Here is a 26,173-nt window from a genome sequence, read left to right as displayed (position 1 = left end):
GGATCTGGGTTATGGGACGTGTCAGCAAGTACCCCGACGAGCTTCGTGAACGTGCGGTGCGCATGGTCGCTGAGGTGCGCCCGCAGTACCCGTCGCAGTGGGCGGCGATCACGGCGGTCACGGGCATGTTGGGGATCGGCACACCGGAGACGTTGCGGACCTGGATCCGCCGCTCGGAGGTCGATACCGGCCAGCGGCCGGGTGTGACCTCCGCGATGGCCGAGGAGAACAAGGCGCTGCGCAAGGAGATTGCCGAGCTGCGCCGGGCCAACGAGATCTTGAAAGCAGCGGCGATTTTCTTCGGGGCCGAGCTCGACCGGCCCGGGAGACGGTGATCCGGTTCATCGCCGAACACAAGGACCACCAGGTGGCCGGCCCCAACGGCGGGGCCGGGCTGCGCTGGGGTGTCGAGCCCATGTGTGCGGTGCTGTCTGAGCATGGCGTGCCGATCAGCCCGTCGACCTACTACGAGTGGATCAACAAGACCCCGACACGACGGCAGATCCATGACGCCGAGCTGGTCGAGATCATCACCGCGGCGCGGGAAGACAAGAAAAAGGGCAAGTTCGTCCAGACGCTGGGGTCACGCAAGTTGTGGATCTGGCTACGCAGCCAGGGTCACGATGTCGCCCGGTGCACGGTGGAGCGGATCATGCGCGAGAACGGTTGGGAGGGCGCGCGGTACGGATCCAAGCACAAGACCACCATCGCCGACGACACTCATCGGCGATACCCGGATCTGGTGGACCGCCGCTTTTATGCCGCGGCGCCAAATCGGTTGTGGGTGGCCGACTTTACGTATGTGTCGACCTGGATGGGATTCGTCTACGTCGCATTCGTCATCGACGCCTACAGCCGCCGGATCCTAGGCTGGCGGGCCGCCAGATCCATGACCACCGATCTGGTCCTCGACGCTATCGAGCATGCGTTCTTCACTCGCGCCCAGGACGGCACCACCAGTCTGCACGGGCTGATTGCGCACAGCGACGCGGGCAGTCAATACACCTCGGTGGCCTTCACCCAGCGGCTCATCGATGAGGGCGTGGATCCCTCCGTCGGCTCGGTTGGCGATGCGCTGGACAATGCGCTGGCCGAGACCACCGTCGGCTCGTTCAAGAACGAACTTATCCGCCGGCAAGGCCCGTGGCGCGACGTCAACCAGGTCGAGCTGGCGACCGCTGAATGGGTGGTCTGGTTCAACACCGAACGCCCCCACGAGTACCTCGACGACTTCACTCCCGAGGCCGTCGAGACGCTCTACTACGATCACAAACGCACCCCACCAAAGGCAGGGTGATTCAACGAATGCAGTCTCCGGACTCACCGGGACGGCTCATTTGTCCAGAACCGGTTTTTGTTGTGCGAATTTGCCAATTAGGCTGTTGAAGCTTTCGGTGGCCGCCACGATGTCGTCTTTTTGCTCATTGAGACTGCGGACGAACCTATTGAGTTGCTCCAGGAGGCTACGAAGGTCTCCTTCGCGGCCGGCGAATGCAGTGCTGAACGCCTCGGTGATGTCCTGAAGTTGACCGATTCCACCCCCGTTGAGCAGCATTGACAGCATCGCCAGCGTCTGCTCGGTGTCTGGGTATGCCCCCGCCGCTGACAACGGAATCACTGAGCCGGTGCGCAATCTTCCCTGGGCCGGCACCGCGACCGGAGGTGCCAGCTCTAGGTGCAGCGTCGCAAGCAGGCTGGTCTGGGCCAGTGTGATTGTCGAGTTGGCCGGCAGATCCACGTCGCGGTTGAGGCGCATCGTGACAACGGCATGCCAATCTTGCCGTTCGATCTTGGTGACGCTGCCAACCGTGACGTCGGCAACCTGTACCGGTGAGTTGGGTTGCAGGTTGTTAACGTCCGGCATTTCGGCCTGTACGACAAGCGCATTCGCGTCGTTTCCCGCTGTACCAGGCAGGCGCAGGGTGTTAAGGCCCCGCCAGGTGCAGCTTGAGATCATGGGTACCAGCAGTGCGGTTGCCAGCAGCGCTGCGACCCCGTGACGGCGGCTGGGTCGCGTCATGGTCCCACACCTGGTGGAACCATCAACGCGGTCAATCCGGCCTCGGGGCCCTGAGCGCGAGGCGGCGCCGCGCCGACAGCCGGGGGCGGCGCTGGCTGAATCGGGGGCGGCGGGGCCCCAGGCCGATGGTCCGGCCGCATCCAGTCCTCGCTGTATGTGACTTCATTGGGCCGTGCCTGTGCGCCGACGAACAGATTCTCGCCCAGCGGGAAGAAGTTGTATTGGCGATTCTTGATGATGGGGGCCAGATATTGCACACACAGCTTGGCCGACTGCTCGGCTCCCAGCCGGGCTGCGGCCTGGATCGCCCCGCATAGGAAGGTGTGAGCCGTCCCGGTGAGTCCGGAGACTGCATTCGTTGAATCACCCTGCCTTTGGTGGGGTGCGTTTGTGATCGTAGTAGAGCGTCTCGACGGCCTCGGGAGTGAAGTCGTCGAGGTACTCGTGGGGGCGTTCGGTGTTGAACCAGACCACCCATTCAGCGGTCGCCAGCTCGACCTGGTTGACGTCGCGCCACGGGCCTTGCCGGCGGATAAGTTCGTTCTTGAACGAGCCGACGGTGGTCTCGGCCAGCGCATTGTCCAGCGCATCGCCAACCGAGCCGACGGAGGGATCCACGCCCTCATCGATGAGCCGCTGGGTGAAGGCCACCGAGGTGTATTGACTGCCCGCGTCGCTGTGCGCAATCAGCCCGTGCAGACTGGTGGTGCCGTCCTGGGCGCGAGTGAAGAACGCATGCTCGATAGCGTCGAGGACCAGATCGGTGGTCATGGATCTGGCGGCCCGCCAGCCTAGGATCCGGCGGCTGTAGGCGTCGATGACGAATGCGACGTAGACGAATCCCATCCAGGTCGACACATACGTAAAGTCGGCCACCCACAACCGATTTGGCGCCGCGGCATAAAAGCGGCGGTCCACCAGATCCGGGTATCGCCGATGAGTGTCGTCGGCGATGGTGGTCTTGTGCTTGGATCCGTACCGCGCGCCCTCCCAACCGTTCTCGCGCATGATCCGCTCCACCGTGCACCGGGCGACATCGTGACCCTGGCTGCGTAGCCAGATCCACAACTTGCGTGACCCCAGCGTCTGGACGAACTTGCCCTTTTCTTGTCTTCCCGCGCCGCGGTGATGATCTCGACCAGCTCGGCGTCATGGATCTGCCGTCGTGTCGGGGTCTTGTTGATCCACTCGTAGTAGGTCGACGGGCTGATCGGCACGCCATGCTCAGACAGCACCGCACACATGGGCTCGACACCCCAGCGCAGCCCGGCCCCGCCGTTGGGGCCGGCCACCTGGTGGTCCTTGTGTTCGGCGATGAACCGGATCACCGTCTCCCGGGCCGGTCGAGCTCGGCCCCGAAGAAAATCGCCGCTGCTTTCAAGATCTCGTTGGCCCGGCGCAGCTCGGCAATCTCCTTGCGCAGCGCCTTGTTCTCCTCGGCCATCGCGGAGGTCACACCCGGTCGCTGGCCGGTATCGACCTCCGAGCGGCGGATCCAGGTCCGCAACGTCTCCGGTGTGCCGATCCCCAACATGCCCGTGACCGCCGTGATCGCCGCCCACTGCGACGGGTACTGCGGGCGCACCTCAGCGACCATGCGCACCGCACGTTCACGAAGCTCGTCGGGGTACTTGCTGACACGTCCCATAACCCAGATCCTCCCAAGATCGGGAGTCTCCGGAAACGCCGGGACGGCTCAGTGATCGGGTTGGCAAAGTTGTTGAGCGCTAACGCCCCGGTCAGTGACGCGTGAGCGGGCTCGTAGATGTTGAGGAAGTTTTGGAATGCGGTGGGGGCGACGTGCAGCGTTTGTTTGATGTCATCGAGACTGGCGACGAGCGCCTGAGAGATGCCGGAAAGTTTGTCTGCGGTCGTGCCCAGTGCGTCGCGGTTGTCGGCGACGAAGGTCCTCACTTTCTCCGACGCGGTGTTCAGGCTGTCGATCGCCTGGCCCACTTCGTCGTGGTCGTTAGCCAGCACTTGAGTCACCGACGCCAGGTTTGTGTTGAGCGCTCGCAGAAGTTCGGCGCTGTCGTGCAATCCGGACACCAACATCGACAGATTCTTCATCGTGGAGAAGAGATCGCCGCTGTGATCACCCAGCGCTGAAAGGGTTTGGGACAGCTCGATCACCATGTCATGAATGCGGCTGCCCTGCCCACGGAGATTGTCCGCGGCGGTGTTGATCAGCGCCCCTAGGGGACTGACGCCACCTGGTTCGGTCGGTTGCAGTGCGTCAGCGAGCTTTTGCAGCTGAGAACGCAGGTCATCCCATTCGACCGGGACCGCCGTGCGCTCCTGCGGAATCAAGGCCCCGCTGCGCAGAACCGGCCCACCGGTGTAGGCGGGTGTCAGCTGTATTGCGCGTGCGGTGATCAGCTGTGGCAGCAGGATCACCGCTTTGGCCTCCGCAGGCACTGGGTACTTGGCGTCGACCCAAAAGGTGACCTTCGCGCGCTGTGGCTGCGGCTCGATGCGAAGGATCTTGCCGACCGGCACACCAAGGATCATGACGTCGTCGCCCGGGAAGATTCCGTTGCTGTTGTCGAAGTAGGCCACCACTGTCGTGCGGTTGGGGTGGGATGCGGCACCCGACGCCGCGGCTATCCCTCCCAAGAGGACAACGGGCAGCAGCATCAACAAAATGGCTCTTAACCGCTGCAACATCACGGTCCGTCCTGCCTTTCCTGCCTGGTCATCGAAGGTGGCGGGTGCGCCGCAGGGGGCGGCGGCACGTCAAACGACGTCGGCGTAGGGGCGGGGCCCGACGTGGGCCCGGGCGAGCCGACCGCAGGCGGTCCTGGCGGCGGTCCTCCGGTCGGCGGCGCCGGCAGAGGTTCGCGGTAGGGGTAGCGCGGATCGCCGGGATTACCGGTAATCGCATCTGGCAACGTGCGGTTTGGTTCTCCCCCTTGCCCTGTGCGGGGGTAAGGAACGGGAAGCGGAGGCGTACCGGGCTGACCAGTAGGCGGATCGACGCGTTGAGACGGTGACAAGACATTGGGGTCAAGCCCAAGGTCGGAGAACGCAGCGTCGACAAACGGCTGAATGAACTGTCCAGGCACCAGATTCGCCAGGTAGGCCTTGAAGAACGGGCCCGACGCCACCGATTCCCCCAGTGACATGGCGTAGGAATTAAGCAGCTTGATCGACTTCTGGATCTGCTCTTTGCGGTTGTCGATAATGGCCAGTACGCCGTTGAGCTTGTCCAGGGCGGGACGCAGCTGGGAGCGGTTGTCGTCGATGAACCCTGACAGTTGCTGCGAAAGCTTCGAAATATTGGATGAGATCTGGTCCATCGAATGGCGCTGCTCCCGTAGCGCTGCCAGCAAGGCGTTGGTGTCCCGGACCAGATCGACGATCTGGCGACTACGGTCGGCCAAAACGGTGGTCGCCTTGTTGGCGTTGGCGAGCAGACTACGCAATTGCGCGTCGCGTTCACTGAGGGTATGTGAGATTCGCGCGACTCCGTCCACGGCGATCTTGAAGCCGGCGGGCGTGTCGGCGAAAGTCTGAGCTAACGTTGCCAGGGACTGGTTCAGGTCGTCGGTATGCAATCCACTGATGGCCGTTGATAAATCGCCTAGCGCGTCGGTCAGCTGGTAAGCCGGCTGAGTGCGGTCCAGCGGAATCGGCGCTGACAGGGGCCCGTCCCCGCGGGTCGTCACCTCGAGAACCTTGGTGCCCAACAGCGCTTTGGTCTTGACGGCCGCTTCAGATCTGTCGCCGAGGCGAACGTCGTCGGATACCTCGAACTCGACCTTGACCTTGTTCGTTTCCAGCGCCACCGCAGTCACTTTGCCGACCTTGAGACCGGCCACTTGGACATCGGTACCGGCGGCCAGGCCGCTGGCCTCGGCGAAGTAGGCGGTGTATCCGGTGGTGTGATTGAGGAAACCTATGCTGTGGAAGTTCAACGCGAACGCAATTACGGCCGCGACGACGCCAAGCCCAATGCCGCCGATGACCAACGGATTGTGTTGCTGTAGAGACCATTTCATTTGGGGGTACACCTACCGCTCGCCTGGCCCGCTATCTTCACGTAGACCGGCTGACCTCCTTTGCCGGGCAGTTTGAGGATCAAGTCGCAGAGGTAAAAGCTGAAGAAGTCGCCATAGAGCCCCTGCCGAGCAAGCATTTGATACGCGTCGGGCAAGGTGTTTAACAGGTTGTCGAGGTAGTCGTGATCGGCCATGGCGACTCCCGCAGCCCGATCGGTCTGCTGCACAGTGTCTTTCAATGACGGTCGCGCGCGGGTGAGGAGATCGGCGATGTTTGCCGCTGCGGCGTTGGAGTAGGCCAGCGAGTTGGCGATGGCGGTCTTATGCCCGGCGAGCGTCGACATCAGCTCAGCGAGTGAGTCCACCGCAGTGGCGAGTTGGTCGCTTTGGGGGCCAAGCGAGGCGAGCACGGTGTTGAGGTTGTTAACGACTTGCCCGATCAGGGCGTCGCGGTCGGCAAGCGTGTTGGTGAATGCCGCAGTCTGAGTGAACAGCGCATTGATGGTGGTGCCCTGGCCCTGGAATGCCTGAATCAGTTGCGTTGACAACGCATTGACTTGAGCGGGACTCAGGGCACGAAAGAGCGGACGAAAACCGCCGATCAGGGCGTCGAGGTCCAAGGCCGGCCGGGTCCGGTCAACCGGTATCGTGGCGTGCGGTGCCAAGCGTTTGCCGACAGCGGCGCCCTTCTGCAACTCCAGATATCTGCCCCCGATGGGGTTGTCGTAGCGGATAAGGGCCCGAGTCGTGTCGGTCAGCTGGACGGCGCGGTCGACCGCAAAGGCTACCAGGGCGTGTCCTGCAGAGTTGACGGATATGTGTTGAACCTTGCCGACTTCGACTCCGGCAATCCGCACGAAATTGCCCCCTGAAAGCCCGGATACGTTGACGAATTCGGCGTTGTAGGTGTTTTCGGCACCTCCGATCCGGAGCTGGCCGAACACCATCACCAGTCCCAAGGCGCCCAACAAGCAAAGCGCGACGAATACGGACAGCCGTAACACGGCGGAATGAAAGTTCTTTGCCATCAATGCACCTCGCTAATTAGGCCCCGCAGCGGACGGCGCTGACGTCACGGTCGCGGGATTGGGTGGTGCGGTTTCGCTGTTTTGTAGCGCTGCGCCTTGCGGTGCCGGGCCAGGGGGACTGCCGTCGGCGGCGTATTGCGGCGCGCCGTAGGGCGGCGCACCCGCGGGTACCGCCGGCCCGGGCGCCGGCCCCGGGATGCATTGCCGAATGCTCGGCGGCTCCGGCACGGCGCGTGTGACGGGCAGGAAGTCAGCCCAGCACGGATGCCCGATGCCCGGGTTGGTACGGATGTCCAGGCCGGTGCCCCAACCGGTGTTGGTGATGAGCTGGCGCACCGGGAAGTTCTTGGAGACGTCAGGCAGTGAACCGCAGCTAGGTTGGCCGCCGGGGCCACCCTTGGCCGCGACGAACGGCAGGTTGTCGGGATAAATGTAGGGATCTTTGCCAAAGAGGAGGCCGCTGTCGATAACGAGCGAATAGCCGTTGCCTCCACGGGTTTGCAGGCCGCCGTGATCCATGTAGTACTTGGCACCCACCAGCATGCAGGTGTATTCCGGGTTGTACTTTCGTAAGAGGTCAGTGGTCGGTTGCAGGCCATTGATGCCATCGATGAGGTTGTCGAGGTTGGGGCCCACCAGGGCGACACCGCTGCGTGAGAATCCAATGACGTTGAGCAGCAGACTATCCAGCTCCTTAGCATGAGCGCTGAGTGTGGTGCTCGTCGTGCTGGCAGCGTCCAGCGTGGTCAGGATGTCGTTTGCCGCGACGTCATAGGCCTTGCTGAACTCGTTGAACGATCGCCAGTCACGTCCGACGGTATCCACCCTTGCGTTGTAGGCGGTCAGTACCTCGTTCGCGGCGGTGATGGCTTCGCCCATGCGCTGGCCGCGCCCGCGCAATCCCTCGGCGAGGGCACTAATGACCGCGTTGACCTTGGCCGGGTCTACGGATTTGAGTACGTCGACGAGATTCTGAAAGACGGTGTTTACTTCGGTGGTGATGTTGCGCGAATACAGGACCTCTCCGGCTTTGAGTCGGGCGGGTGTGGGCTTGTCGGGGTAGATCAGATCGACGTATTTGGTGCCGAATGCAGTGGTCGCTTTGATCTCGGCTTGGACGTTGGCGGGAATGTAGCGAATCTCCGCAGGATCTATGTCCAGCTGCAGCCGCGCCGCTTGGCGGGATCCGACGATGTTGCCTACCGTGCCGACTTGCACACCCCGCAGCTTGACTTTGGCGCCCGGGTTCATCACCAGACCGGCGCGATCGGACGCCAGGATCACGGTAATGCTCTGTCGCAGCAACCCGTTGAATTGCGCCAGGCTCAAGGTGATCAGGACAATCACCACGGTGACGAGTGCGGCGGTCCACCACAGTGGGTGGATGCGTTGTCGTCGTAGTCCGTCATTCATGGTTGCTACCCGGACATGTTGAAGTTGCCGGTGCGCCCGTAGATCGCGAGGGACGCAAACAAGATGACGGCCGCAGAGACCACCAGCGAAGCACGTACCGCTCGCCCGACGGCTTCCCCCACCCCGGCGGGCCCGCCGGAAGCGGTGTAGCCGTAGTAGGTGTGGATCAGCATGATCACTACGGCTATTGCTACGGCTTGCAGGAACGACCAGATTAGGTCAACCGGTATCAGGAACGTATTGAAGTAGTGGTCATACACGCCGGTCGACTGCCCGTAGATCGCGGTGGTACCGAATCGTGCTGCCAGAAAAGACATTACCATCGCCACGCAGTACAGGGGTATGACGACGACGACGCCGGCAACGACGCGAGTCGATGCAAGGTAGGCAACCGAGCGGATACCCATCACTTCCAGAGCATCGATTTCCTCATTGATGCGCATCGCGCCCAGTTGCGCAGTGGCGCCGGCACCGATGGTGGCTGCCAATGCCACTGCTGCTGTCAACGGCGAGATCAGGCGCACGTTGAAGAATGCCGAGGAGAACCCGGTTAGCGCCTCGACGCTGGTCGCCGCCAGCTGGTTATAGCCCTGGACGGCGACAAGGGCGCCGGTCATCATCGTCAGAAAGCCGACAATCACCACCGACCCACCGATGATCGCCAATGCACCTGTACCCAAACCCATTTGGGCTATCAATCGCAGCGTCTCGATCTTGTAATGACCGAGGGCGTCACCGACTGAGGCTATAGTGCGGCCATAGAACCTCGTCTGTTCGCCGACACGTTCGGCTTCCCGGACCAAATTGCGCACCGTTTGGCCCATATGATGGAAGCGCACTCCCACCGTCGGCGCGCTCAACCGATCGCTCCCACGGTCGACACGCTCACCGCTGTGGCGATGATGTTGATCGCGAACAGGGCCACGAAGGTGTAGACCACTGTTTCGTTCACGGCATTGCCGACTGCGGCCGGTCCCGGACCCACGGTGACACCCTTGTAGCAGGCAATCAGTCCGGCCGCCAGACCAAATAGAGCCGCCTTGATCCAGGCGACGATCACCTTGCTGATCCCGGTGACCAAGGTCAGCGAGGAAACGAACGCTCCTGGACTGACATTCTGGAAGAAGACGGAGAAATAGAAGCCGCCACCTATGCCAACCCAGATGACCAGCGAGGAAAGCAGCACTGCGACCACCATCGCGGCAAGCACGCGTGGCACCACCAGAGACTGGATGGGGTTGATGCCCATTACCCGAAGAGCATCGAGTTCCTCCCGGATCGTGCGAGCACCCAAGTCGGCGCACATGGCGGTCGCACCTGCACCCGAGACCACCAGCACGGTGACGATCGGCCCGATCTGGGTGACCGTACCCTCCCCTGCCCCGACACCGGAGTAGTCGGCAGCACCGAACTCCATGAGAAGGTAGTTGAACGTGAAGACGGCCAGGACAGTGAACGGGATGGCAAGTAGCAACGTTGGCAGAAGGGAAACCCTCGCTACAAACCATGATTGAAGCAATAGCTCCCGCCATGCGAATGGTCGGCGCCACATGACGGTCAGGGTTTCGAAGGACAGAAGGAAGAAACCGCCCAGCGCCCGTACAGGTTTGCCCATCGCAGCGAACCTGTATGCGTAGTCCCGGAACTGACGGCTCGGACTCCCGGACTTGCGAGGGCCCGATACGACCACGGTCTCGTCTTCAGTGATCATCCGCCGGCCACCGGCCACGTCACGGCCTTGTCTTCAAGGAACTCCGCAATGCCATGCCCTCCCCATTCGCGTCCCAAGCCACTGTGTTTGTAGCCACCGAACGGCGCGTCTGGATGTAACGCTCCCCCACCGCCGTTGACGCTTACCGTGCCGGTACGTAGTCGTCGAGCGATGGTGTATGCGCGAACCGGGTCGGCAGACCATACGCCGCCGCCGAGTCCGAAGTCACTGTCGTTGGCGAGTCGGACGGCGTGATCGTCGTCGTCGAAGGGAATGACGATGCCAACGGGCCCAAATACTTCCTGGCGTGCGATGTTCATCCTGTTGTCTACATTGACGAGCAACGTCGGTTCGACATAGAACCCCTTGTCCAAATGGGCGGGTCTCCCGCCCCCATAGGCGACCTCGGCTCCCTCGTCGCGAGCGCGCGCGATCATCGCTTCTACTTTGGTGCGCTGCGCCTCCCTGATCAAAGGCCCCATGTCGGTGGCGCAGTCGGCTGGGTCGCCCACGGTGAGCTGACCGAGCGTGCGGGTCACACGCTCGACCAGCTCGTCATGGCGGGAATGGTGCACGAGCGTGCGAGTCAGCAGTGAACAGCCCTGACCGGCATGGATTGTCATTCCGGCGACCACGTCAATGGCTGCGCGGTCTAGGTCGGCGTCAGGGCAGATGATGTTTGCCGATTTGCCGCCGAGTTCGAGCACCACTCTTTTGAAGGTGTCGGCGGCCTGCCGGTTGACGTAGCGCCCCACCTCGACCGAGCCTGTGAAGGACACGATGTCAACCATGGGGTTGACGGTGAGTTCGTGGCTGGCGTCAGTGGCCCCGGTGACGATATTGAGCACACCCTCGGGAAGGTCGGCTTCAGCGGCGATCTCTCCGAGGATCAATGCCTCCAAAGGTGTGTAAGGCGAAGGCTTGAGCACTGCAGTGCAACCGGCAGCTAGCGCCGGCGCTATCTTGGACAGGTTGAGGAACAGCGGAAAGTTGTACGCCGTAATCAAACTGGCAACTCCGGCGGGTTCGCGCAGCACCACACCTTGCCCTAGCGAATCGGTAACCAGGGGAAGCAATGCCGTCTCGAAGTCGAACCTTGGCAGTACGCGCTCGACAACATCGGTAAATCGCTCGATCGGGATGCCAACCTGGAAGGAAGGCGCCAGCGTTCGGGTGGACCCAGCTTCGACGATACTCAGGTCGACCAGGTCGTCGTAACGTGCCCGCAGCCGTTGCGCCATCCGGGACAAGACTGTCGAACGCTGTCGCGGCGACCACCGAGGCCACGGCCCATCATCGAAGGCTCGCCGCGCTGCTTGGATCGCAAGTTGGGCGTCGGCGACGGTTCCGTTCGGTACCTCGGCGATCGGCTCTCCGGTTGCCGGGTTGAGCACGACGAGTGGATCGGTGGCCGCGCCCTCGACCCATCGACCGTTGATGTAGAGGCTATAGCTTTGTGGCCGTGCCGCTGTCCGGGTCATGCAAACGTCCTTCGCCTCAATTAACGGTGGTCAAGCCCGCGTCGACGGTAAGCGTCGAACCGGTCACGAAACGGCCTGCGTCCGAGACCAGATACAGCACCGCGTTGGACACATCTGTGGTCTCGATCATTTCGGCCGGCAATGCGTTGACAAGCGCGGTGGCCGTTTTGGGGTGTGCATCGATCCAGCGCGGGAAGAAGTCGTTGACCACCATGGGGGTTTTCACACCACAGGGGTGCAGTGAATTTACGCGGATGTTATGTTCGCCAAGCGATCCCGCGTACGCTTTCATCAATCCGACGACGCCGAACTTGGCAGCGAAATAGCCGTCAGCTCCACCCGAACGTTCCGTGGTTTGGGCGCGTAAGCCCGCCGCCGAGCTGGTGATGACGATGGCGCCCCCGCGTTGGCCCGCGATCAGCGCGGGCACGGTGGCCTGCAACGTATTCCACACGCCCGTAAGCATCGTGTCGATCGAATCTTTCCACGCCTGTTCTGAATTGGCGTAGGGCGGCAGGCTGTGTGCCATGATGCCCGCATTGGCCAGCACGATGTCGAGGCGTCCGAATTCCGCCACGCCGTGCTGCACGGCGGAACGGACTTCGGCAGCGTTGCGGACATCGGCCTGGAGGGCAACCATGCGCCGGCCTTGCTTTTCGACCAGGGCGGCCGTGTCGCCAAGGTCTGCGGCCGTGGACATGGGGTAAGCCACCGTCTCCAGCTGTGCGCAGATGTCGATTCCGATGATGTCTACGCCGGCGCTCGCCAGCAATTCTGCGTGCGCGCGGCCCTGCCCTCGCGCCGCTCCGGTAATGAAGGCGACTTTGCCGTCCAACCCGTACATCTGCACCTTTCCGCCGCCGCGACTCCGAGGCTCATATCTACCTAAGGCGTCTATGATAACGATGATCAGTGTCCTGCGCCACACCGGGTTTCCGCGGTGACGCCTGACACAGGAGGGCAACCCCAAAACGGCTGGTGCACGGCAATTGCGCGTGCGCGCGGCGCGGGGATCGCCGCCACCCCGTCCGGTATCAGGCGGGCATCGACCGCCCACCCGGCGTGACGGCCTCTGCAACGCGGCCGTACGACTTCAAATCCTCGTGCGCGTGGTCGGAGCGAACCTGCCGGCCCGGCGGACTCGAGACTTCGCGGCGGCCGGCAGCGGACGGAGTCAAGGGCAAGAACCGCAACGGCGACGGGCGCCAGCACAACGAGGCCAATACGACTTACCAACCGGGTGCCGGTGATGGCACATCCAGAGACCTTCTATCGTTGCGTCACCGACGTTCGAATGTGCTTCGCGAACTGGGCATCGACCGGTACGCCGGCGCAGCATACTTCACTTGCCCACTGCTCTTTCCACCGTGCGTTTGAGTGCGTTGCGGCGCCGCTGGTGATCCTCCGCCGGATCGTCGGCGGTTTCGGCGTAGAAGAGACTCGCGCACGCAAACCGCTCAGATGCTGGACTTCGCCGCCCACCAAGAGATTCGGCCTTTGATCGACATGTCCGCGATGGCGAGATCAATGAGGCGGTGGACCGCGTGCGGCGGGGCCGGTCCCGCTATCGAACGGTTCTCGTGGCTTAGCCGCGAGAATCTTTCACCGGCGCCATCAAGACCCGACTGCGCCCAGTAACGCCAGCAAACGGATACCGTCCGACCGTTTCTGCCTCGCGTCCGACGGTGCTGCGAATGCGTACGCCTCACATGACTTTGCGACCGACATCGAGGCGGCACCCTAGTCGCTGGCGGTGTCCGCCTCGAGCTCGGCGGTGTCGGCGCCCGTCATGGCGCGCTGCGCGGCCTTGATTGCGGCGTAGGTGACGAGCGCGGCCATCACCGTCAGCGGCCAGCCCATCGCGATCCGGGCGAACCCGAGCCAACCCGTCTGGTCCGCGTCATACAAAACCCGCTGGACGACGAACCGGGACGCGAAGACCACCACCCAGCACAGCGAGGCGGCGTCGAACGCGTAGACGGCGCGCGGGACGTCGCGCCAGGCGCGGTCGCGCCCGGTCGCCCAGCTCCACGCGTAGCCGGCCAGCGGCCTGCGGATCAGGACCGACGCCGCGAACACCACCGCCCACAGCAGCGACATCCAGATGCCCAGCAGGAAATAGCCTTTGGACGCGCCCACGACGTAGGCGATCAACGCGCAGATCGCGACGCCGATGAAGCCGGAGAACGCCGGCTGGGTGGATCCGCGCCGGATCAGCCGCCACACCAGGATCAGCGCAGCCACGCCCATGGCGGCGGCGATCGCCGAAAGCAGTCCCGACACGCTCGACACCGCCACGAAAACCACCACCGGCAGCGACGAGTAGACGACACCGCTCACGCCGCCCAGCTGGGCGAGCAGGCGGTCCGGGGTGATGCCGTCGGTGGTACCGGATTCCGGTCGCGGACCTGTCCCCCAATCGTCGTGGGCGGTCACCGCTGAATTTCGTAGTGCGGGTTGTAGATGGCTTTGGTGCCGTTCTCCAGCTTGCCCAGCCGGCCCCGAACCCGCAGGGTGCGGCCGGAGTCGATGCCGGGTATGCGGCGCTGACCCAACCACACGAGGGTCACGGTGTCGCTGCCGTCGAACAGCTCGGCGCGGACGCCGCCCGAACAGCCCTTGCCGTTGGTCTCGACGCTGCGCAGCGTGCCGATCATGGTGACCTCCTGGCCACGCTCACAATCGATCACACGCTGCGCGCCGGTACTCGCGACTTCGTCGGACAACTCCGCACAGTCGCGTTGCTCCGGATCCTCCGTCAGACGACGGGTCAGCCGGCGCAGATACCCTTGGGCCCCCATGGCCACTCCTGACAATGCTGATAAAGCCGCTGATGTGCGTTGTGCTTCTATCTATGCCAACGGACACCGTAGACCTCTTGGTTCCCCCACGCCAACCGAACCAAACCTGGTGTTGGAGCGCCCGTCGCGGCGGGGGCAGGATCGGGGGGTGAATGTCGATCTGCGTGGTGTGACGGCCGTCCTGCTGGCCGGAACCGGCAGCGACGAGGACTACGTCAACCGGGCGTTCGGCGGCCCGTTGGGCGAGGTCGGGGCGTCGCTGGCGGCACCGCGGCCGCGCCCGGACCGACTGATCGACGGCTACCTGGCGGCGTTGGACGACGCCGGGCGCGCCGCTCCGATCGCCGTCGGTGGTGTCTCGATCGGCGCCGCAGTGGCCGCCGCCTGGGCGCTGGCCCATCCCGATCGCACCGTGGCCGTGCTGGCCGCGCTGCCGGCCTGGGCCGGGGCGCCCGGGGAGGCGCCGGCGGCGCTGGCGGCGCGGCATTCGGCGGCGCAGCTGCGCGCCGACGGCCTGGCCCCCACGACCGCCGCGATGCGGGCCTCCAGCCCGCCATGGCTGGCCGAGGAACTGACGCGCTCGTGGCGCGCGCAGTGGCCCCAGCTGCCCGAGGCGATGGAAGAGGCCGCCGGTTACGTCGCGCCGAGCTGCGCCGAGCTGGCCCGGCTGACCACGCCCCTGGGGGTGGCCGCCGCCGTCGACGATCCCATTCACCCGCTGCAGGTCGCCGTGGACTGGGTCGCCACGGCCCCGCGCGCGGCCCTGCGGACCGTGACGCTGGAACAGATCGGCGCCGACCCGGCCGCGCTGGGCGCGGCCTGCCTGGCCGCACTCGGCGAGCTCTAGCCGCCGGTCGTGGTGCGCAGCTGCTGCATCGCCGACCCCTCGGCGCCGCGGCGCGCGGCCGGCTCGATGGACACCTCGCCGGGCGCCTGCTGGGCCGCGTCTTGTTGCTGGGCCTGCTGGGCAGCCGCGGCCTGGCGCAGCTGCTCGGCCATCGGCTCCGGCAGCTGCACCGCCAGCGGCGTCCGCACCGGGAGCGGGGTGTCGCCGCGCCGGACGACAGTGTCGGCCAACGCCGCCCGCGCCTCCTGTTCCAGCGCCTCGATCGTCTCGTGCGGACCGTTGATGACGCAGCGGATCATCCAGCGGTAGCCGTCGACCCCGATGAAGCGCACCACGCCCGAGGCGGTGCCGACGACCTCGCGGCCCCAGGGGCCGTCCTTGATGCTGACCTTGGCCGAGTCCTTGCGCAGCGACTCGGCGAGTTCCGCGGCCACCTCGCGCCAGAGCCCGGCCGTCTTGGGTGCGGCGTAGGCGGCGATGGTAAACCTCCCGTTGGGCGTGACGACCCACACCGCGCTGGGCACGCCGGTCTCGGTCAGCTCGACCTGCAGCTGGCCGGTCTCCGGCATGGGGATGAGCACCGAGCCCAAGTCGAGCCGGGCCAGCTCGGCGACCGAAGGATCGTCGAAGTCCTCGATGTCGAACGGGCCCTCGAGCTCTTCGATCTCGTCGTCCGCGGACTGGTGGTCGACGGCCTGCGCCGCGACGTCATCCCGCGTCCGTTCCCTGTCGTCTTTGCGTCTACCGAATGCCATCACAGACTCGCATGTCCTCCGGAGGAACCGTGGCCGCCATCGCCACGGGAGGTCTCGGCCAGCCCCGCCTCGTCGAACGACGAGACCTCGACCAGCTCCACCAGCTCGACCCGCTGCACCAGCAGCTGGGCGATGCGGTCGCCGCGATGGATGACGATCGGCTTGGCGGGGTCCAGGTTTATCAGTGCCACCTTGATTTCGCCGCGGTACCCGGCGTCGATGGTCCCCGGGCTGTTGACGATCGAAAGGCCAACGCGCGCAGCCAAACCCGACCGCGGATGCACCAACCCGACCATCCCGTGCGGGATGGCGACGGCGACGCCCGTCCCGACCAGGGCGCGGTGCCCGGGTGACAGTTCGATGTCCTCGGCGCTGTACAGATCCACACCGGCATCGCCGTCGTGGGCGCGGCCGGGCAGCGGCAGGTCCGGGTCGAGGCGGACGATGGCGAGACTGGTCTGCACGGGGCCACAGACTACCCTTGACCGCGTGTCAGGGACGCGCGTCGCGCCGCACAGCGTGCGATATCGCGAACGACTATGGGTGCCGTGGTGGTGGTGGCCGCTGGGCTTCGGGCTCGCGGCGCTGATCGCCTTCGAGGTCACCCTCGGTGTGCCCGCCCTGCCCGACTGGGTCCCGTACGCGACGCTGTTCGCTGTCGCGGCCGGGGCGCTGTTGTGGCTCGGAAGGGTCGAGATCAAAGTCACAGCCGGCCCCGGCGGTGTTGAGCTGTGGGCCGCCGAGGCGCACCTGCCCGTCACGGTCGTCGCCCGGTCCGCGGAAGTGGCGCCGTCGGCGAAGTCCGCGGCCCTGGGCCGCCAGCTCGACCCGGCCGCCTATGTGCTGCACAGGGCATGGATCGGCCCGATGATTCTGCTGGTCCTCGACGACCCCGATGACCCGACGCCGTATTGGCTGGTGAGTTGCCGCCGCCCCGAGCGGGTGCTGTCGGCATTGCGCAGCTGACCTCGAAACCGGTCAAGCCGCGCAGTCGGTACAGATCATCACGCCGTTCTTCTCGCTGGCCAGCCGGCTGCGATGCTGCACCAGGAAGCAACTCGAGCAGGTGAATTCGTCGGCCTGCTTCGGGATGACCCGAACAGACAGCTCTTCCCCCGAAAGGTCGGCCCCCGGCAGCTCGAAAGATTCGGCGGTTTCAGATTCGTCGACGTCGACGACGGCCGAGGCCGCCTCGTTGCGTCGCGCTTTGAGCTCCTCCAGCGAGTCCTCCGAGACGTCGTCGGTTTCGGTGCGGCGCGGCGCGTCATAGTCGGTAGGCATATCTATTCCCTGCCCTATCCCCTCGATACCCTCGTAATCCCAAGCAACGCTTTGTACCAGCGTCGAACGCATCCACCAAACGATTCGTGCCCGGATCGCTACCCGTTAAGGTGTGAATTGCGTCACACTATCCGATCGGCCCCCGAGTTCGGCTTTGAACAGCGCCTTTGGCGTGCGGTTAGAGTGCAGCTGTGGTCGCACAAATCACCGAGGGTACCGCTTTCGACAAGCATGGTCGCCCCTTTCGGCGGCGCAACCCCCGGCCGGCCATCATCGTGCTGATCTTCCTGGTCGTCGCGACGGGCGTGGTGTGGACCGTGGCGCTGACCCGGCCGGCCAAGGTCCACGAGGCCGTGGTGTGCAACCCCCCGCCGCAGCCGGCGGGCTCCGCGCCGCTGCAGCTGGGCGAACAGGTCTCGCGCACCGCGATGGCCGACGTCGCACCGGCCAAGCTCGCGGACACCAAGGTGCGCGTCCTGAACGCCAGCGGGCGCGGCGGACAGGCCGCCGATGTCGCCGGCGCCATGAAGGACCTCGGCTTCGCGCAGCCGACCGCCGCCAACGACCCGGTCTATGCCGGGACCAGGCTGAATTGTCAGGGACAAATCCGCTTCGGCACCGCAGGGCAGGCCACCGCGGCCGCCGTGTGGCTGGTGGCGCCGTGCACGGAACTGTTCAACGACAACCGCGCCGACGACACCGTCGACCTCGCGGTCGGCACCGAGTTTTCCGCCCTGGCCCACAACGACGACATCGACGCGGTTCTGGCCACCCTGAAGCCCGGTGCCTCCGAACCGTCAGATCCGGCGCTCCTGGCCAGGATTCACTCCAGCAGCTGCTGAAAGTCAGTCCGGGATCGGGTCCAGCCCGCTGAACCGTTTCAGAGTCGCCAGCAGCTCGTCGGCGATCCCGGGGGCGGCCGCGACCGTCAACCCGGCCCCGCGGACGCCCTTGGCCGGCAGCACCACCCGGGCTCCCGCCTCGGCCGCAATCAGCGCGCCGGCGGCGCAGTCCCAGATCTGCAGCCCGTGCTCGTAGTAGGCGTCCAGGCGGCCCGCCGCGACCATGCACAGGTCGAGCGCCGCGGAACCGATGCGACGCACGTCGCGGACCACCGGCAGCATCCGCGCCAACAACGCCGCCTGCGCTTCACGTCGGCCCTTCGAATAACCGAACCCCGTGCCCACCAATGACATTGACAGCTCGTCGACGTCTGCGCAGCGCAGCGGCTCCGTGCCGCGCCCGTCGGTGACGTGGGCGCCCAGCCCGGTCGCCGCCGAGTACACGCGGCCGCCGACGACGTCGGCGACCGCCCCGGCGACCGACACGCCGTCGATCTGCACGCCCACCGACACCGAATAGGCCGGGATGCCATAGACGAAATTCACTGTGCCGTCGATGGGGTCGAGCACCCACGTGATCGCGCCGTCGGGCGTCGACCCGTGATCGGCGGGCCCACCGCCTTCCTCCCCGAGGATCGGGTCACCGGGACGCAGCACCGCCAGCCGGTCGCGCAGCAGCCGTTCGGTCTCGGTGTCCACGACGGTCACCGGGTCGGTCGGGGTGCTTTTCGAGCGGACCGCGTCACCGATGCCTCCACCGGTGCCGAAAACCTCGGCGCGGCGCTGCCGCACGAAGTCTGCGGCTTCGGCGGCCAGGGTTTCGGCCACCGAGCGCAGCCGCGCGGGGTCGGCGGGTTTGGTACTGGGGCGCGTCACCCGTCCATCGCATCACAGTGGCCGGCGCCGCGCAGACACGCCCAACGGCCGCTTCCGCGGGTCCCTGGGCGCTAAGGTGAGCGGACAGCCCACGTCTTGCCGAGGGGGTTCGATGACCAGTACCGACACGCCGCGCGCCGATCCGGGTGTTGCCATGCCGCAACGTCAGGCGTTCGGCATCGACGTCGGTGGCAGTGGCATCAAGGGCGGCATCGTCGACCTGAACACCGGGCTGCTCGTCGGCGACCGGTTCAAGCTCCTGACCCCGCAACCGGCGACGCCGGCCGCGGTCGCCAAGACGATCGCCGCCGTCGTCAACGAGTTCGGGTGGACCGGCCCACTCGGGGTGACCTATCCCGGCGTCGTCACCCACGGCGTCGCTCAGACTGCGGCCAACGTCGACAAGTCGTGGATCGGGACGAACGCGCGCGACGTCATCAGCGCCGAGCTGGACGGTCAGCCAGTCACGATCCTCAACGACGCCGACGCGGCCGGGCTCGCCGAGGAGCGCTACGGCGCGGGCGCCAACCAGTCCGGACTCGTCGTGATGCTGACTTTCGGCACCGGAATCGGCTCCGCCGTCATCCACAACAGGACCCTGATACCCAACACCGAGCTCGGCCATCTCGAAGTCGGCGGCAAGGAGGCCGAGCAACGGGCCGCATCGTCGGTCAAGGAGCGCAACAACTGGAGCTACGAGAAATGGGCCACACAGGTGACGCGGGTGCTGGTGGCCATAGAAAACGCCATCTGGCCGGATCTGTTCATCGCCGGTGGGGGCATCAGCCGCAAGGCGGACAAGTGGCTGCCGCTGCTGCAGAACCGCACTCCGGTGGTGGCGGCGGCCCTGCAGAACACGGCCGGCATCGTGGGCGCGGCCATGGCCGCCACCATCGACGTCACCCACTGATTCTCGCCGGTAGGGCGGTACGAGCCCTCGCGGTCGTTACAATGGTCGTCGGCGGTCCCCAGCGCCTAGCCCAGACCGAGAGCGTGCACCACCCACGCTGATACCAACGCCAAGACAGACATAACTGACACTTTCGGTTCTCCATGCCCATACCCACCGGAAGTGCGTCCAAACGAAGGGGTTTAAGTGGCAGCGACCAAGGCAAGCCCGGCAACCGATGAGCCGGTGAAGCGCAACGCCACCAAGGCTCCGTCGAAGAGGTCGGCGGCTTCACCCGCCAAGGCACCCAACGGCTCTGCCCCCGCGAAACGGGCAGCCAAGGCCGCGCCCCGGGCCGCCACGCCCGCGACCGAAGCCGACATCGACGCCAAGAAATCGCGAGCAACGGCCAAGGCCCCGGCGGGCAAGGCATCGCCGGGCCGCGGAACCAAGCCGGCGGGCAAGGGCGCCGGGGATGACGCGGACGCCGAACTGTCGACGGTCGAGTCCGACGGCACCGTCGAGGAACTCGACGCCGAGCCCGACCTCGAGGGCGACGACATCGAGATCGATGCGACCGACCTGAGCCTGGACGAGCTGGACGAGGACGTGGAGTCCGACGCCGAGGACGTCGACATCGACCCGGCCGACGCCGAGGAAGGCGAGGAAACCGCCCCCGTGGCGGTGGCCGGGCCGGCCCCCGCCGACGAAGACGAGGAGATCGCCGAGCCCACCGAGAAGGACAAGGCCTCCGGCGATTTCGTCTGGGACGAAGACGAATCTGAGGCGCTGCGGCAGGCCCGCAAGGACGCCGAACTCACCGCCTCGGCGGACTCGGTACGCGCCTACCTCAAGCAGATCGGCAAGGTGGCGCTGCTCAACGCCGAAGAAGAGGTCGAGCTGGCCAAGCGGATCGAGGCCGGCCTGTACGCCACGCAGCTGATGTCCGAGTACGCCGAGAAGGGCGAGAAACTGCCCGCCGCGCAGCGCCGCGACATGATGTGGATCTGCCGCGACGGCGACCGCGCCAAGAACCACCTGCTGGAAGCCAACCTGCGGCTGGTCGTCTCGCTGGCCAAGCGGTACACGGGCCGCGGCATGGCGTTCCTCGACCTCATCCAGGAGGGGAACCTGGGCCTGATCCGCGCGGTCGAGAAATTCGACTACACCAAGGGCTACAAGTTCTCCACGTACGCGACCTGGTGGATCCGCCAGGCGATCACCCGCGCCATGGCCGACCAGGCCCGCACCATCCGCATCCCGGTGCACATGGTCGAGGTGATCAACAAGCTGGGCCGCATCCAGCGCGAGCTGCTGCAGGACCTGGGCCGCGAGCCCACGCCCGAAGAGCTGGCCAAGGAAATGGACATCACCCCGGAGAAGGTGCTGGAGATCCAGCAGTACGCCCGGGAGCCGATCTCGCTGGACCAGACGATCGGCGACGAGGGCGACAGCCAGCTCGGGGACTTCATCGAGGACAGCGAGGCCGTGGTGGCCGTCGACGCGGTGTCCTTCACGCTGCTGCAGGACCAGCTGCAATCGGTGCTCGAGACGCTCTCGGAGCGCGAGGCCGGCGTAGTACGCCTGCGGTTCGGTCTCACCGACGGCCAGCCCCGCACCCTCGACGAGATCGGCCAGGTCTATGGCGTGACCCGCGAGCGGATCCGCCAGATCGAGTCCAAGACGATGTCGAAGCTGCGCCACCCGAGCCGTTCGCAGGTCTTGCGCGACTACCTGGACTGAGCGAGCCCGCCGAGCGCGTGCTCGTGTCATCCGGCTTCGAGTTCGAGCCGGGTTGCCGGTGGAGATCGAGGCGGACGCCTACGTCAATTCCTGAGGCAGCGGTGCGAAGGTGCCGTCGGGCGCCGGCCGGTAAGCGGTGACCCGGATGACTGCCCGCACGGGCAGCGGTCCGTACAGATGCGGGAACAGCATCGACTCGGGATCCGTCGGCACTCCCGGTTCCCAGCGCACGGGCGACTCCAGTAGCGCCGGGTCGACGTGCAGCAGGAGCAGGTCGGCGCGGCCGCGGTAGAGGCGGTTGGCCGGCAGGTGCACCTGCTCGGGCGTCGACAGGTGCACGAAGGGGTCGCCGGTCGCGGCGGGGTCGATCGCGCCGCGGTCGCGGGCGGAAGACCACTCGTCGGCTCCGCACAGATGCACCAATTTGGGGTCCGCCGTCACGGTCGATGACCCTAGACAACACGCCGGGCGTGTATCAAACACCTCGTGAGAAACGACACACCCTACAACGGTTAGGGAACAAGGCGAAAACGCCATACGTCTGAGAGAGTGAATCAACGTAAGAACGGAGAAGCCATGCACGCAACTCTGACCAGTCCCGAGCTAACTCGTGCGGACCGCTGCGACCGCTGCGGTGCCGCGGCTCGTGTCCGTGCCAAGCTGCCTTCTGGAGCCGAGCTTCTCTTCTGCCAGCACCACGCCAACGAGCACGAGGCCAAACTGGTCGAGCTCGCCGCCGTCCTGGAGGTCAGCGAAAGCTAGGGCGGTCCGGACTCGCCCGTCGGCAATGTGGGTGACGGGGGTAGTCATCGGTAATGCTGGACTGGTATGAGCGATCAGGTCGCGAAGCCGTCCCGCCGTCACGTCTGGCGAATCAGCTTGAGGACTCTGGCGAAAAGCTGGGACGACTCGATTTTTTCGGAGTCAGCGCAGGCCGGTTTCTGGTCTGCACTGTCTCTGCCTCCGCTCCTGCTGGGAGTGCTGGGCAGCCTCGCCTATGTGGCTCCGCTGTTCGGGCCGGACATGCTGCCCAGCATCCAGCATCAGCTCATCTCGACGGCGCACAGCGTGTTCTCTACCAGCGTGGTCAACGAGATCATCGAGCCGACTGTGCGCGACATTGCCAACCACGCGCGCGGCGAGGTGATCTCGCTGGGTTTCCTGATCTCGCTGTGGGCAGGGTCGTCCGCCATTTCGGCGCTCGTCGACTCCGTGGTCGAGGCTCATGATCAGACCCCGCTGCGCCATCCCGTACGGCAGCGCCTGTTCGCGCTGTTCCTCTATGTGGTGATGCTGGTGCTGGTGGTCACGACGGCGCCCCTGGTGGTGGCGGGGCCGCGCAAGGTGGGCGAGCACATTCCCGTCGGGCTGGCCAACCTGCTGCGCTACGGCTACTACCCCGCGCTGATATTCGGGCTGATCGTCGGGGTGATGATCTTGTACCGGGTGTCGCTGCCAGAACCGCTGCCATCGCATCGGCTCATCTTCGGGGCCGTCCTCGCGGCCGCGGTGTTCGTGATCGCCACCCTGGGCCTGCGGTTCTACCTGCGGTGGATCACCAGCACGGGCTACACCTACGGTGCGCTGTCCACGCCGATCGCTTTCCTGCTCTTCGCGTTCTTCGGCGGGTTCGCCATCATGCTGGGCGCCGAACTCAACGCGGCAATACAGGAAGAGTTCCCCGCGCCCAGGACGCACGCCCACCGGCTGCGCAAGTGGCTGGTGGCGCAGCTGCCGGCCGGCCGGCGGGCGGCGGATGCGTCGCCCGACCCCGTGCTGCCCGAACGCAGCGTCGCGACGGTCGAGCCGCCGGCGTGATCAGCCCTTCTTGAGGCTCTCGTAGATTCTCTTGCAGTCCGGGCACACCGGCGATCCCGGCTTGGCCGCCTTGGTCACCGGGAAGACCTCACCGCACAGCGCGACGACATGGGTGCCCATCACCGCGCTCTCGGCGATCTTGTCCTTCTTGACGTAATGGAAGAACTTCGGGGTATCACTGCCCGTCCCGTCGTCGACGCGTTCGTCGGTATCCGTGCGCTCGATCGTCTGGGTGTCCATGCCTGACATTGTGCCTCGAAACTCGCTACAGCCGGAATCGATCCGTTGTGGAAGAGTGGAGGCATGAAGCGCGACTCCGATCTGGGGTTCGACGATGATGGCAGACCGGTGCTCATCACCGCCGCCGCGGTGTCCTACGAGGAGCAGCACCGCGCCCGAGTACGTAAATACCTGACTCTGATGGCATTCCGCATCCCGGCGCTCATCCTGGCCGCCGTGGCGTACGGGATGTGGCACAACGGGTTGATTTCGCTGGCGATCATCGCGGCGTCGGTCCCGCTGCCATGGATGGCCGTCCTGATCGCCAACGACCGACCGCCCCGCCGCTCCGACGAGCCGCGTCGCTTCGAGGAGGTGCCGCGGCGCACCCCGTTATTCCCGACGGCCGAGCGGATGGCGCTCGAGAGTCCCCACTACCGGGAGCCGCAGGCCGCGCCGCCGCGCTGGGACGACGTGGGCCGGCCGGGTCCCGGCTGACCGGCCGGCGGTCACAACTCTCAGGACTTTCTCAGGTCGCTGGCACATTTCTGCACGTCAAGGCGTGTGAGATCAGGAATCGGTGGGAACTCTCAGGCCGGATCTGTCGTTGTATGGAATGACAGTTACAAGCCGATCGGGAGGTCGCTATGGCGAACGCCACCACAAACAGGTTTGACGGCGATCTGGATGCTCAAAGCCCCGCAGCGGATTTAGTGCGCGTATATCTCAACGGTATTGGTAAGACGGCGTTGCTCAACGCGGCCGGAGAGGTCGAACTGGCCAAGCGCATCGAGGCCGGACTCTACGCTGAGCACCTGCTCGAAACGCGTAAGCGCCTGGGCGAGAATCGCAAACGCGAGTTGGAGGCCGTCGTGCGCGACGGCGAGGCCGCGCGCCGACACCTGCTGGAGGCGAACCTGCGCCTGGTGGTGTCGCTGGCCAAGCGTTACACCGGTCGCGGCATGCCGCTGCTGGACCTGATCCAGGAGGGCAACCTCGGCCTCATCCGCGCGATGGAGAAGTTCGACTACACAAAGGGATTCAAGTTCTCCACGTACGCCACGTGGTGGATCCGCCAGGCCATCACTCGTGGGATGGCCGACCAGAGCCGCACCATCCGGCTGCCCGTTCACCTCGTCGAGCAGGTCAACAAGCTGGCGCGGATCAAGCGCGAGATGCACCAAAACCTGGGGCGCGAGGCCACCGACGAGGAACTGGCCGCCGAGTCGGGGATCCCGGTCGAGAAGATCAACGACCTGCTCGAGCACAGCCGCGACCCGGTGAGCCTGGACATGCCCGTCGGCTCCGAGGAAGAGGCCCCGCTCGGTGACTTCATCGAGGACGCCGAGGCGATGTCCGCGGAGAACGCGGTGATCGCCGAGCTGCTGCACACCGACATCCGCAGCGTGCTGGCCACGCTCGACGAACGTGAGCACCAGGTGATCCGGCTGCGTTTCGGTCTCGACGACGGGCAGCCCCGCACCCTCGACCAGATTGGCAAGCTGTTCGGCCTGTCCCGTGAGCGGGTGCGTCAGATCGAGCGCGACGTCATGTCGAAGCTGCGCAACGGCGAGCGCGCCGATCGGCTGCGTTCGTACGCCAGCTAGGCCAGCGCACCCGAGCCAGGAAGCACGACAGTATGCCCGCCGCGCCAGCGGCGGGCATACTGCATGCCAGGGAGGCGTTACACCCATTCGCGCAGCTGGCCAAGTAGACTCAGCGTCAATGGAGGGTACCGGATGAACGAGCTGGTCGATACCACCGAGATGTACCTGCGGACGATTTACGACCTCGAGGAAGAGGGCGTGACGCCGCTGCGTGCCCGGATCGCCGAGCGCCTCGACCAGAGCGGTCCGACCGTCAGCCAGACCGTGTCCCGCATGGAGCGGGACGGCCTGCTCCACGTGGCCGGCGACCGCCACCTGGAGTTGACCGACAAGGGCCGGGCGCTGGCCATCGCCGTGATGCGCAAGCATCGCCTCGCCGAACGACTGCTCGTCGACGTCATCGGGTTGCCGTGGGAGGAAGTCCACGCCGAGGCCTGCCGGTGGGAGCACGTGATGAGCGAGGACGTCGAACGCCGGCTGGTGAAGGTCCTGGACAACCCCACCACGTCGCCGTTCGGCAATCCGATCCCGGGCCTGCTCGACCTGGGCGTCGGACCCGAATCCGGCTCCGACGACGGCAACCTCGTCCGGTTGACGGAGCTGCCCGCCGGCTCGCCGGTGGCCGTGGTCGTGCGTCAGCTCACCGAGCACGTGCAGGGCGACATCGACCTGATCACCCGGCTCAAGGACGCGGGCGTCGTACCCAACGCGCGGGTGAGCGTCCAGACCAGCCCCACCGGTGGCGGCGTTACCATCGTGATCCCGGGTCACGAGAACGTCACGCTGCCGCACGAAATGGCACACGCGGTCAAGGTCGAGAAGGTCTGACCGGCCCCACTTG

26 protein-coding genes and 4 pseudogenes are annotated in these 26,173 nt (G+C 65.5%); 11 read left to right on the top strand and 19 right to left on the bottom strand.

Annotation, left to right across the window (positions count from 1 at the left end; genetic code table 11):
• Positions 1 to 11 precede the first annotated feature (11 nt).
• Positions 12 to 1,297 (top strand): IS3 family transposase gene (locus G6N56_RS27835; RefSeq protein WP_090422703.1). Its coding sequence is split into 2 segments (ribosomal slippage): positions 12 to 294 and positions 294 to 1,297, totalling 1,287 coding nucleotides; the frame shifts between segments, so codons are not numbered across the junction.
• Between the two features lie 39 nt (positions 1,298 to 1,336).
• Here G6N56_RS27835 and G6N56_RS27830 read toward each other — a convergent pair.
• The 13 genes and pseudogenes from G6N56_RS27830 to G6N56_RS27770 form a co-directional block, all read right to left on the bottom strand.
• Positions 1,337 to 2,020 (bottom strand): annotated as a pseudogene (locus tag G6N56_RS27830) (MCE family protein); the annotation flags it as partial.
• Positions 2,017 to 2,340 (bottom strand): annotated as a pseudogene (locus G6N56_RS29345) (mammalian cell entry protein); the annotation flags it as partial. The pseudogenes G6N56_RS27830 and G6N56_RS29345, both read right to left, overlap by 4 nt.
• A gap of 43 nt (positions 2,341 to 2,383) precedes the next feature.
• A pseudogene (locus tag G6N56_RS27820) lies at positions 2,384 to 3,668 on the bottom strand (IS3 family transposase).
• Positions 3,669 to 3,676: 8 nt separating this feature from the next.
• Positions 3,677 to 4,687, bottom strand: a pseudogene (locus G6N56_RS27815) (virulence factor Mce family protein); the annotation flags it as partial.
• The gene (locus G6N56_RS27810; protein ID WP_085257634.1) at positions 4,687 to 6,021 is read right to left on the bottom strand and encodes an MCE family protein; all 1,335 of its coding nucleotides are present in this window, start codon (positions 6,019 to 6,021) and stop codon (positions 4,687 to 4,689) included. The pseudogene G6N56_RS27815 and the gene G6N56_RS27810, both read right to left, overlap by 1 nt.
• Complete coding sequence (locus tag G6N56_RS27805) at positions 6,018 to 7,049, bottom strand: MCE family protein (RefSeq protein WP_085257635.1); 1,032 nt, start codon at positions 7,047 to 7,049, stop codon at positions 6,018 to 6,020. Before G6N56_RS27805 ends, G6N56_RS27810 begins: the two co-directional genes overlap by 4 nt.
• A 12-nt stretch (positions 7,050 to 7,061) precedes the next feature.
• Positions 7,062 to 8,462 (bottom strand): MCE family protein, encoded by a 1,401-nt coding sequence (locus G6N56_RS27800; RefSeq protein ID WP_085257636.1) that lies wholly within the window; start codon positions 8,460 to 8,462, stop codon positions 7,062 to 7,064.
• Between the two features lie 5 nt (positions 8,463 to 8,467).
• Positions 8,468 to 9,286, bottom strand: a complete 819-nt coding sequence (locus tag G6N56_RS27795; protein ID WP_085257714.1) for an ABC transporter permease — start codon at positions 9,284 to 9,286, stop codon at positions 8,468 to 8,470.
• A 32-nt stretch (positions 9,287 to 9,318) separates the two neighbouring features.
• Positions 9,319 to 10,077: an MlaE family ABC transporter permease gene (locus G6N56_RS27790; protein WP_085257715.1), complete on the bottom strand. Its 759-nt coding sequence runs from the start codon at positions 10,075 to 10,077 to the stop codon at positions 9,319 to 9,321.
• Between the two features lie 92 nt (positions 10,078 to 10,169).
• Positions 10,170 to 11,654 (bottom strand): aldehyde dehydrogenase family protein, encoded by a 1,485-nt coding sequence (locus G6N56_RS27785; RefSeq protein ID WP_085257637.1) that lies wholly within the window; start codon positions 11,652 to 11,654, stop codon positions 10,170 to 10,172.
• 16 nt (positions 11,655 to 11,670) lie between these two features.
• Positions 11,671 to 12,498 (bottom strand): mycofactocin-coupled SDR family oxidoreductase, encoded by an 828-nt coding sequence (locus G6N56_RS27780; RefSeq protein ID WP_085257638.1) that lies wholly within the window; start codon positions 12,496 to 12,498, stop codon positions 11,671 to 11,673.
• An 896-nt stretch (positions 12,499 to 13,394) separates the two neighbouring features.
• Positions 13,395 to 14,090, bottom strand: a complete 696-nt coding sequence (locus tag G6N56_RS27775) for a DUF3159 domain-containing protein (protein WP_085257639.1) — start codon at positions 14,088 to 14,090, stop codon at positions 13,395 to 13,397.
• Positions 14,087 to 14,455 carry an OB-fold nucleic acid binding domain-containing protein gene (locus G6N56_RS27770; protein ID WP_085257640.1) on the bottom strand — a complete coding sequence of 123 codons (369 nt, stop codon included), beginning with the start codon at positions 14,453 to 14,455 and terminating at the stop codon, positions 14,087 to 14,089. Before G6N56_RS27770 ends, G6N56_RS27775 begins: the two co-directional genes overlap by 4 nt.
• Before the next feature lie 148 nt (positions 14,456 to 14,603).
• Between G6N56_RS27770 and G6N56_RS27765 the strand changes: the two genes are divergently transcribed.
• Positions 14,604 to 15,302 carry a hypothetical protein gene (locus G6N56_RS27765; RefSeq protein ID WP_085257641.1) on the top strand — a complete coding sequence of 233 codons (699 nt, stop codon included), beginning with the start codon at positions 14,604 to 14,606 and terminating at the stop codon, positions 15,300 to 15,302.
• Here G6N56_RS27765 and G6N56_RS27760 read toward each other — a convergent pair.
• On the bottom strand, positions 15,299 to 16,057 hold the full coding sequence (locus G6N56_RS27760; RefSeq protein WP_085257642.1) for a DUF3710 domain-containing protein: 759 nt from the start codon (positions 16,055 to 16,057) through the stop codon (positions 15,299 to 15,301). The genes G6N56_RS27765 and G6N56_RS27760 overlap by 4 nt on opposite strands.
• Entirely contained in the window at positions 16,057 to 16,521 is a 465-nt protein-coding gene (gene dut, locus G6N56_RS27755; RefSeq protein WP_085257643.1) for a dUTP diphosphatase, read from the bottom strand. The genes G6N56_RS27760 and dut overlap by 1 nt, the downstream gene beginning before the upstream one ends.
• A 25-nt stretch (positions 16,522 to 16,546) precedes the next feature.
• Between dut and G6N56_RS27750 the strand changes: the two genes are divergently transcribed.
• Complete coding sequence (locus G6N56_RS27750; protein WP_085257644.1) at positions 16,547 to 17,023, top strand: DUF3093 domain-containing protein; 477 nt, start codon at positions 16,547 to 16,549, stop codon at positions 17,021 to 17,023.
• A gap of 12 nt (positions 17,024 to 17,035) precedes the next feature.
• Here G6N56_RS27750 and G6N56_RS27745 read toward each other — a convergent pair whose 3' ends face one another.
• On the bottom strand, positions 17,036 to 17,338 hold the full coding sequence (locus G6N56_RS27745; protein ID WP_067115263.1) for a DUF4193 domain-containing protein: 303 nt from the start codon (positions 17,336 to 17,338) through the stop codon (positions 17,036 to 17,038).
• A gap of 191 nt (positions 17,339 to 17,529) precedes the next feature.
• Between G6N56_RS27745 and cei the strand changes: the two genes are divergently transcribed.
• Positions 17,530 to 18,180 (top strand): envelope integrity protein Cei, encoded by a 651-nt coding sequence (gene cei, locus G6N56_RS27740; protein ID WP_085257645.1) that lies wholly within the window; start codon positions 17,530 to 17,532, stop codon positions 18,178 to 18,180.
• Positions 18,181 to 18,183: 3 nt separating this feature from the next.
• Here the strand turns inward: cei and G6N56_RS27735 are convergent, their stop codons facing one another.
• On the bottom strand, positions 18,184 to 19,056 hold the full coding sequence (locus G6N56_RS27735) for an inositol monophosphatase family protein (protein ID WP_085257646.1): 873 nt from the start codon (positions 19,054 to 19,056) through the stop codon (positions 18,184 to 18,186).
• 112 nt (positions 19,057 to 19,168) lie between these two features.
• Here G6N56_RS27735 and ppgK point away from each other — a divergent pair, with 112 nt between their 5' ends.
• Together ppgK and G6N56_RS27725 are read left to right on the top strand one after the other, a co-directional pair.
• Positions 19,169 to 19,966: a polyphosphate--glucose phosphotransferase gene (gene ppgK, locus G6N56_RS27730; RefSeq protein ID WP_085257647.1), complete on the top strand. Its 798-nt coding sequence runs from the start codon at positions 19,169 to 19,171 to the stop codon at positions 19,964 to 19,966.
• A gap of 186 nt (positions 19,967 to 20,152) precedes the next feature.
• The gene (locus G6N56_RS27725; protein ID WP_085257648.1) at positions 20,153 to 21,688 is read left to right on the top strand and encodes an RNA polymerase sigma factor; all 1,536 of its coding nucleotides are present in this window, start codon (positions 20,153 to 20,155) and stop codon (positions 21,686 to 21,688) included.
• Positions 21,689 to 21,766: 78 nt separating this feature from the next.
• On the opposite strand, the gene G6N56_RS27720 is transcribed toward G6N56_RS27725, so the two are convergent.
• On the bottom strand, positions 21,767 to 22,129 hold the full coding sequence (locus G6N56_RS27720; RefSeq protein WP_232069165.1) for a DUF952 domain-containing protein: 363 nt from the start codon (positions 22,127 to 22,129) through the stop codon (positions 21,767 to 21,769).
• Positions 22,130 to 22,264: 135 nt separating this feature from the next.
• Here G6N56_RS27720 and G6N56_RS27715 point away from each other — a divergent pair, with 135 nt between their 5' ends.
• Both G6N56_RS27715 and G6N56_RS27710 read left to right on the top strand, forming a co-directional pair.
• A complete protein-coding gene (locus tag G6N56_RS27715; RefSeq protein WP_085257650.1) occupies positions 22,265 to 22,450 on the top strand; it encodes a DUF7455 domain-containing protein in 186 nt (61 codons plus the stop codon).
• Positions 22,451 to 22,516: 66 nt separating this feature from the next.
• Positions 22,517 to 23,506: a YihY/virulence factor BrkB family protein gene (locus G6N56_RS27710; protein WP_085257651.1), complete on the top strand. Its 990-nt coding sequence runs from the start codon at positions 22,517 to 22,519 to the stop codon at positions 23,504 to 23,506.
• Here G6N56_RS27710 and G6N56_RS27705 read toward each other — a convergent pair whose 3' ends face one another.
• Positions 23,507 to 23,746, bottom strand: coding sequence for a DUF3039 domain-containing protein (locus G6N56_RS27705; protein ID WP_085257716.1), 240 nt, complete (start codon positions 23,744 to 23,746; stop codon positions 23,507 to 23,509).
• A 63-nt stretch (positions 23,747 to 23,809) separates the two neighbouring features.
• Here G6N56_RS27705 and G6N56_RS27700 point away from each other — a divergent pair, with 63 nt between their 5' ends.
• From G6N56_RS27700 to ideR, 3 genes are all read left to right on the top strand, one after another.
• Positions 23,810 to 24,223, top strand: coding sequence for a DUF3099 domain-containing protein (locus G6N56_RS27700; RefSeq protein ID WP_085257652.1), 414 nt, complete (start codon positions 23,810 to 23,812; stop codon positions 24,221 to 24,223).
• A 149-nt stretch (positions 24,224 to 24,372) separates the two neighbouring features.
• Positions 24,373 to 25,332: a sigma-70 family RNA polymerase sigma factor SigB gene (sigB, locus tag G6N56_RS27695; protein WP_085257653.1), complete on the top strand. Its 960-nt coding sequence runs from the start codon at positions 24,373 to 24,375 to the stop codon at positions 25,330 to 25,332.
• Between the two features lie 132 nt (positions 25,333 to 25,464).
• Positions 25,465 to 26,160, top strand: coding sequence for an iron-dependent transcriptional regulator IdeR (gene ideR / locus G6N56_RS27690; RefSeq protein ID WP_085257654.1), 696 nt, complete (start codon positions 25,465 to 25,467; stop codon positions 26,158 to 26,160).
• Positions 26,161 to 26,173 lie beyond the last annotated feature (13 nt).

It is taken from the genome of Mycobacterium saskatchewanense, from assembly GCF_010729105.1.
GTDB classification, from domain to species: Bacteria; Actinomycetota; Actinomycetes; order Mycobacteriales; family Mycobacteriaceae; genus Mycobacterium; species Mycobacterium saskatchewanense.
The sequence above is the reverse complement of the archived record's forward strand: the minus strand, read 5'-3'. Positions and strand labels throughout refer to the sequence as shown.

Bases quoted from the DNA above. Each gene is read 5' to 3' on its own strand.
- G6N56_RS27810 (WP_085257634.1), bottom strand. From the start codon at position 6,021: ATGAAATGGTCTCTACAGCAACACAATCCGTTGGTCATCGGCGGCATT.
- G6N56_RS27805 (WP_085257635.1), bottom strand. From the start codon at position 7,049: ATGGCAAAGAACTTTCATTCCGCCGTGTTACGGCTGTCCGTATTCGTC.
- G6N56_RS27800 (WP_085257636.1), bottom strand. From the start codon at position 8,462: ATGAATGACGGACTACGACGACAACGCATCCACCCACTGTGGTGGACC.
- G6N56_RS27795 (WP_085257714.1), bottom strand. From the start codon at position 9,286: ATGGGCCAAACGGTGCGCAATTTGGTCCGGGAAGCCGAACGTGTCGGC.
- G6N56_RS27790 (WP_085257715.1), bottom strand. From the start codon at position 10,077: ATGGGCAAACCTGTACGGGCGCTGGGCGGTTTCTTCCTTCTGTCCTTC.
- G6N56_RS27785 (WP_085257637.1), bottom strand. From the start codon at position 11,654: ATGACCCGGACAGCGGCACGGCCACAAAGCTATAGCCTCTACATCAAC.
- G6N56_RS27780 (WP_085257638.1), bottom strand. From the start codon at position 12,498: ATGTACGGGTTGGACGGCAAAGTCGCCTTCATTACCGGAGCGGCGCGA.
- G6N56_RS27770 (WP_085257640.1), bottom strand. From the start codon at position 14,455: ATGGGGGCCCAAGGGTATCTGCGCCGGCTGACCCGTCGTCTGACGGAG.
- G6N56_RS27760 (WP_085257642.1), bottom strand. From the start codon at position 16,057: ATGGCATTCGGTAGACGCAAAGACGACAGGGAACGGACGCGGGATGAC.
- G6N56_RS27745 (WP_067115263.1), bottom strand. From the start codon at position 17,338: ATGCCTACCGACTATGACGCGCCGCGCCGCACCGAAACCGACGACGTC.
- ppgK (WP_085257647.1), top strand. From the start codon at position 19,169: ATGACCAGTACCGACACGCCGCGCGCCGATCCGGGTGTTGCCATGCCG.
- G6N56_RS27715 (WP_085257650.1), top strand. From the start codon at position 22,265: ATGCACGCAACTCTGACCAGTCCCGAGCTAACTCGTGCGGACCGCTGC.
- G6N56_RS27710 (WP_085257651.1), top strand. From the start codon at position 22,517: ATGAGCGATCAGGTCGCGAAGCCGTCCCGCCGTCACGTCTGGCGAATC.
- G6N56_RS27705 (WP_085257716.1), bottom strand. From the start codon at position 23,746: ATGGACACCCAGACGATCGAGCGCACGGATACCGACGAACGCGTCGAC.
- G6N56_RS27700 (WP_085257652.1), top strand. From the start codon at position 23,810: ATGAAGCGCGACTCCGATCTGGGGTTCGACGATGATGGCAGACCGGTG.
- sigB (WP_085257653.1), top strand. From the start codon at position 24,373: ATGGCGAACGCCACCACAAACAGGTTTGACGGCGATCTGGATGCTCAA.
- ideR (WP_085257654.1), top strand. From the start codon at position 25,465: ATGAACGAGCTGGTCGATACCACCGAGATGTACCTGCGGACGATTTAC.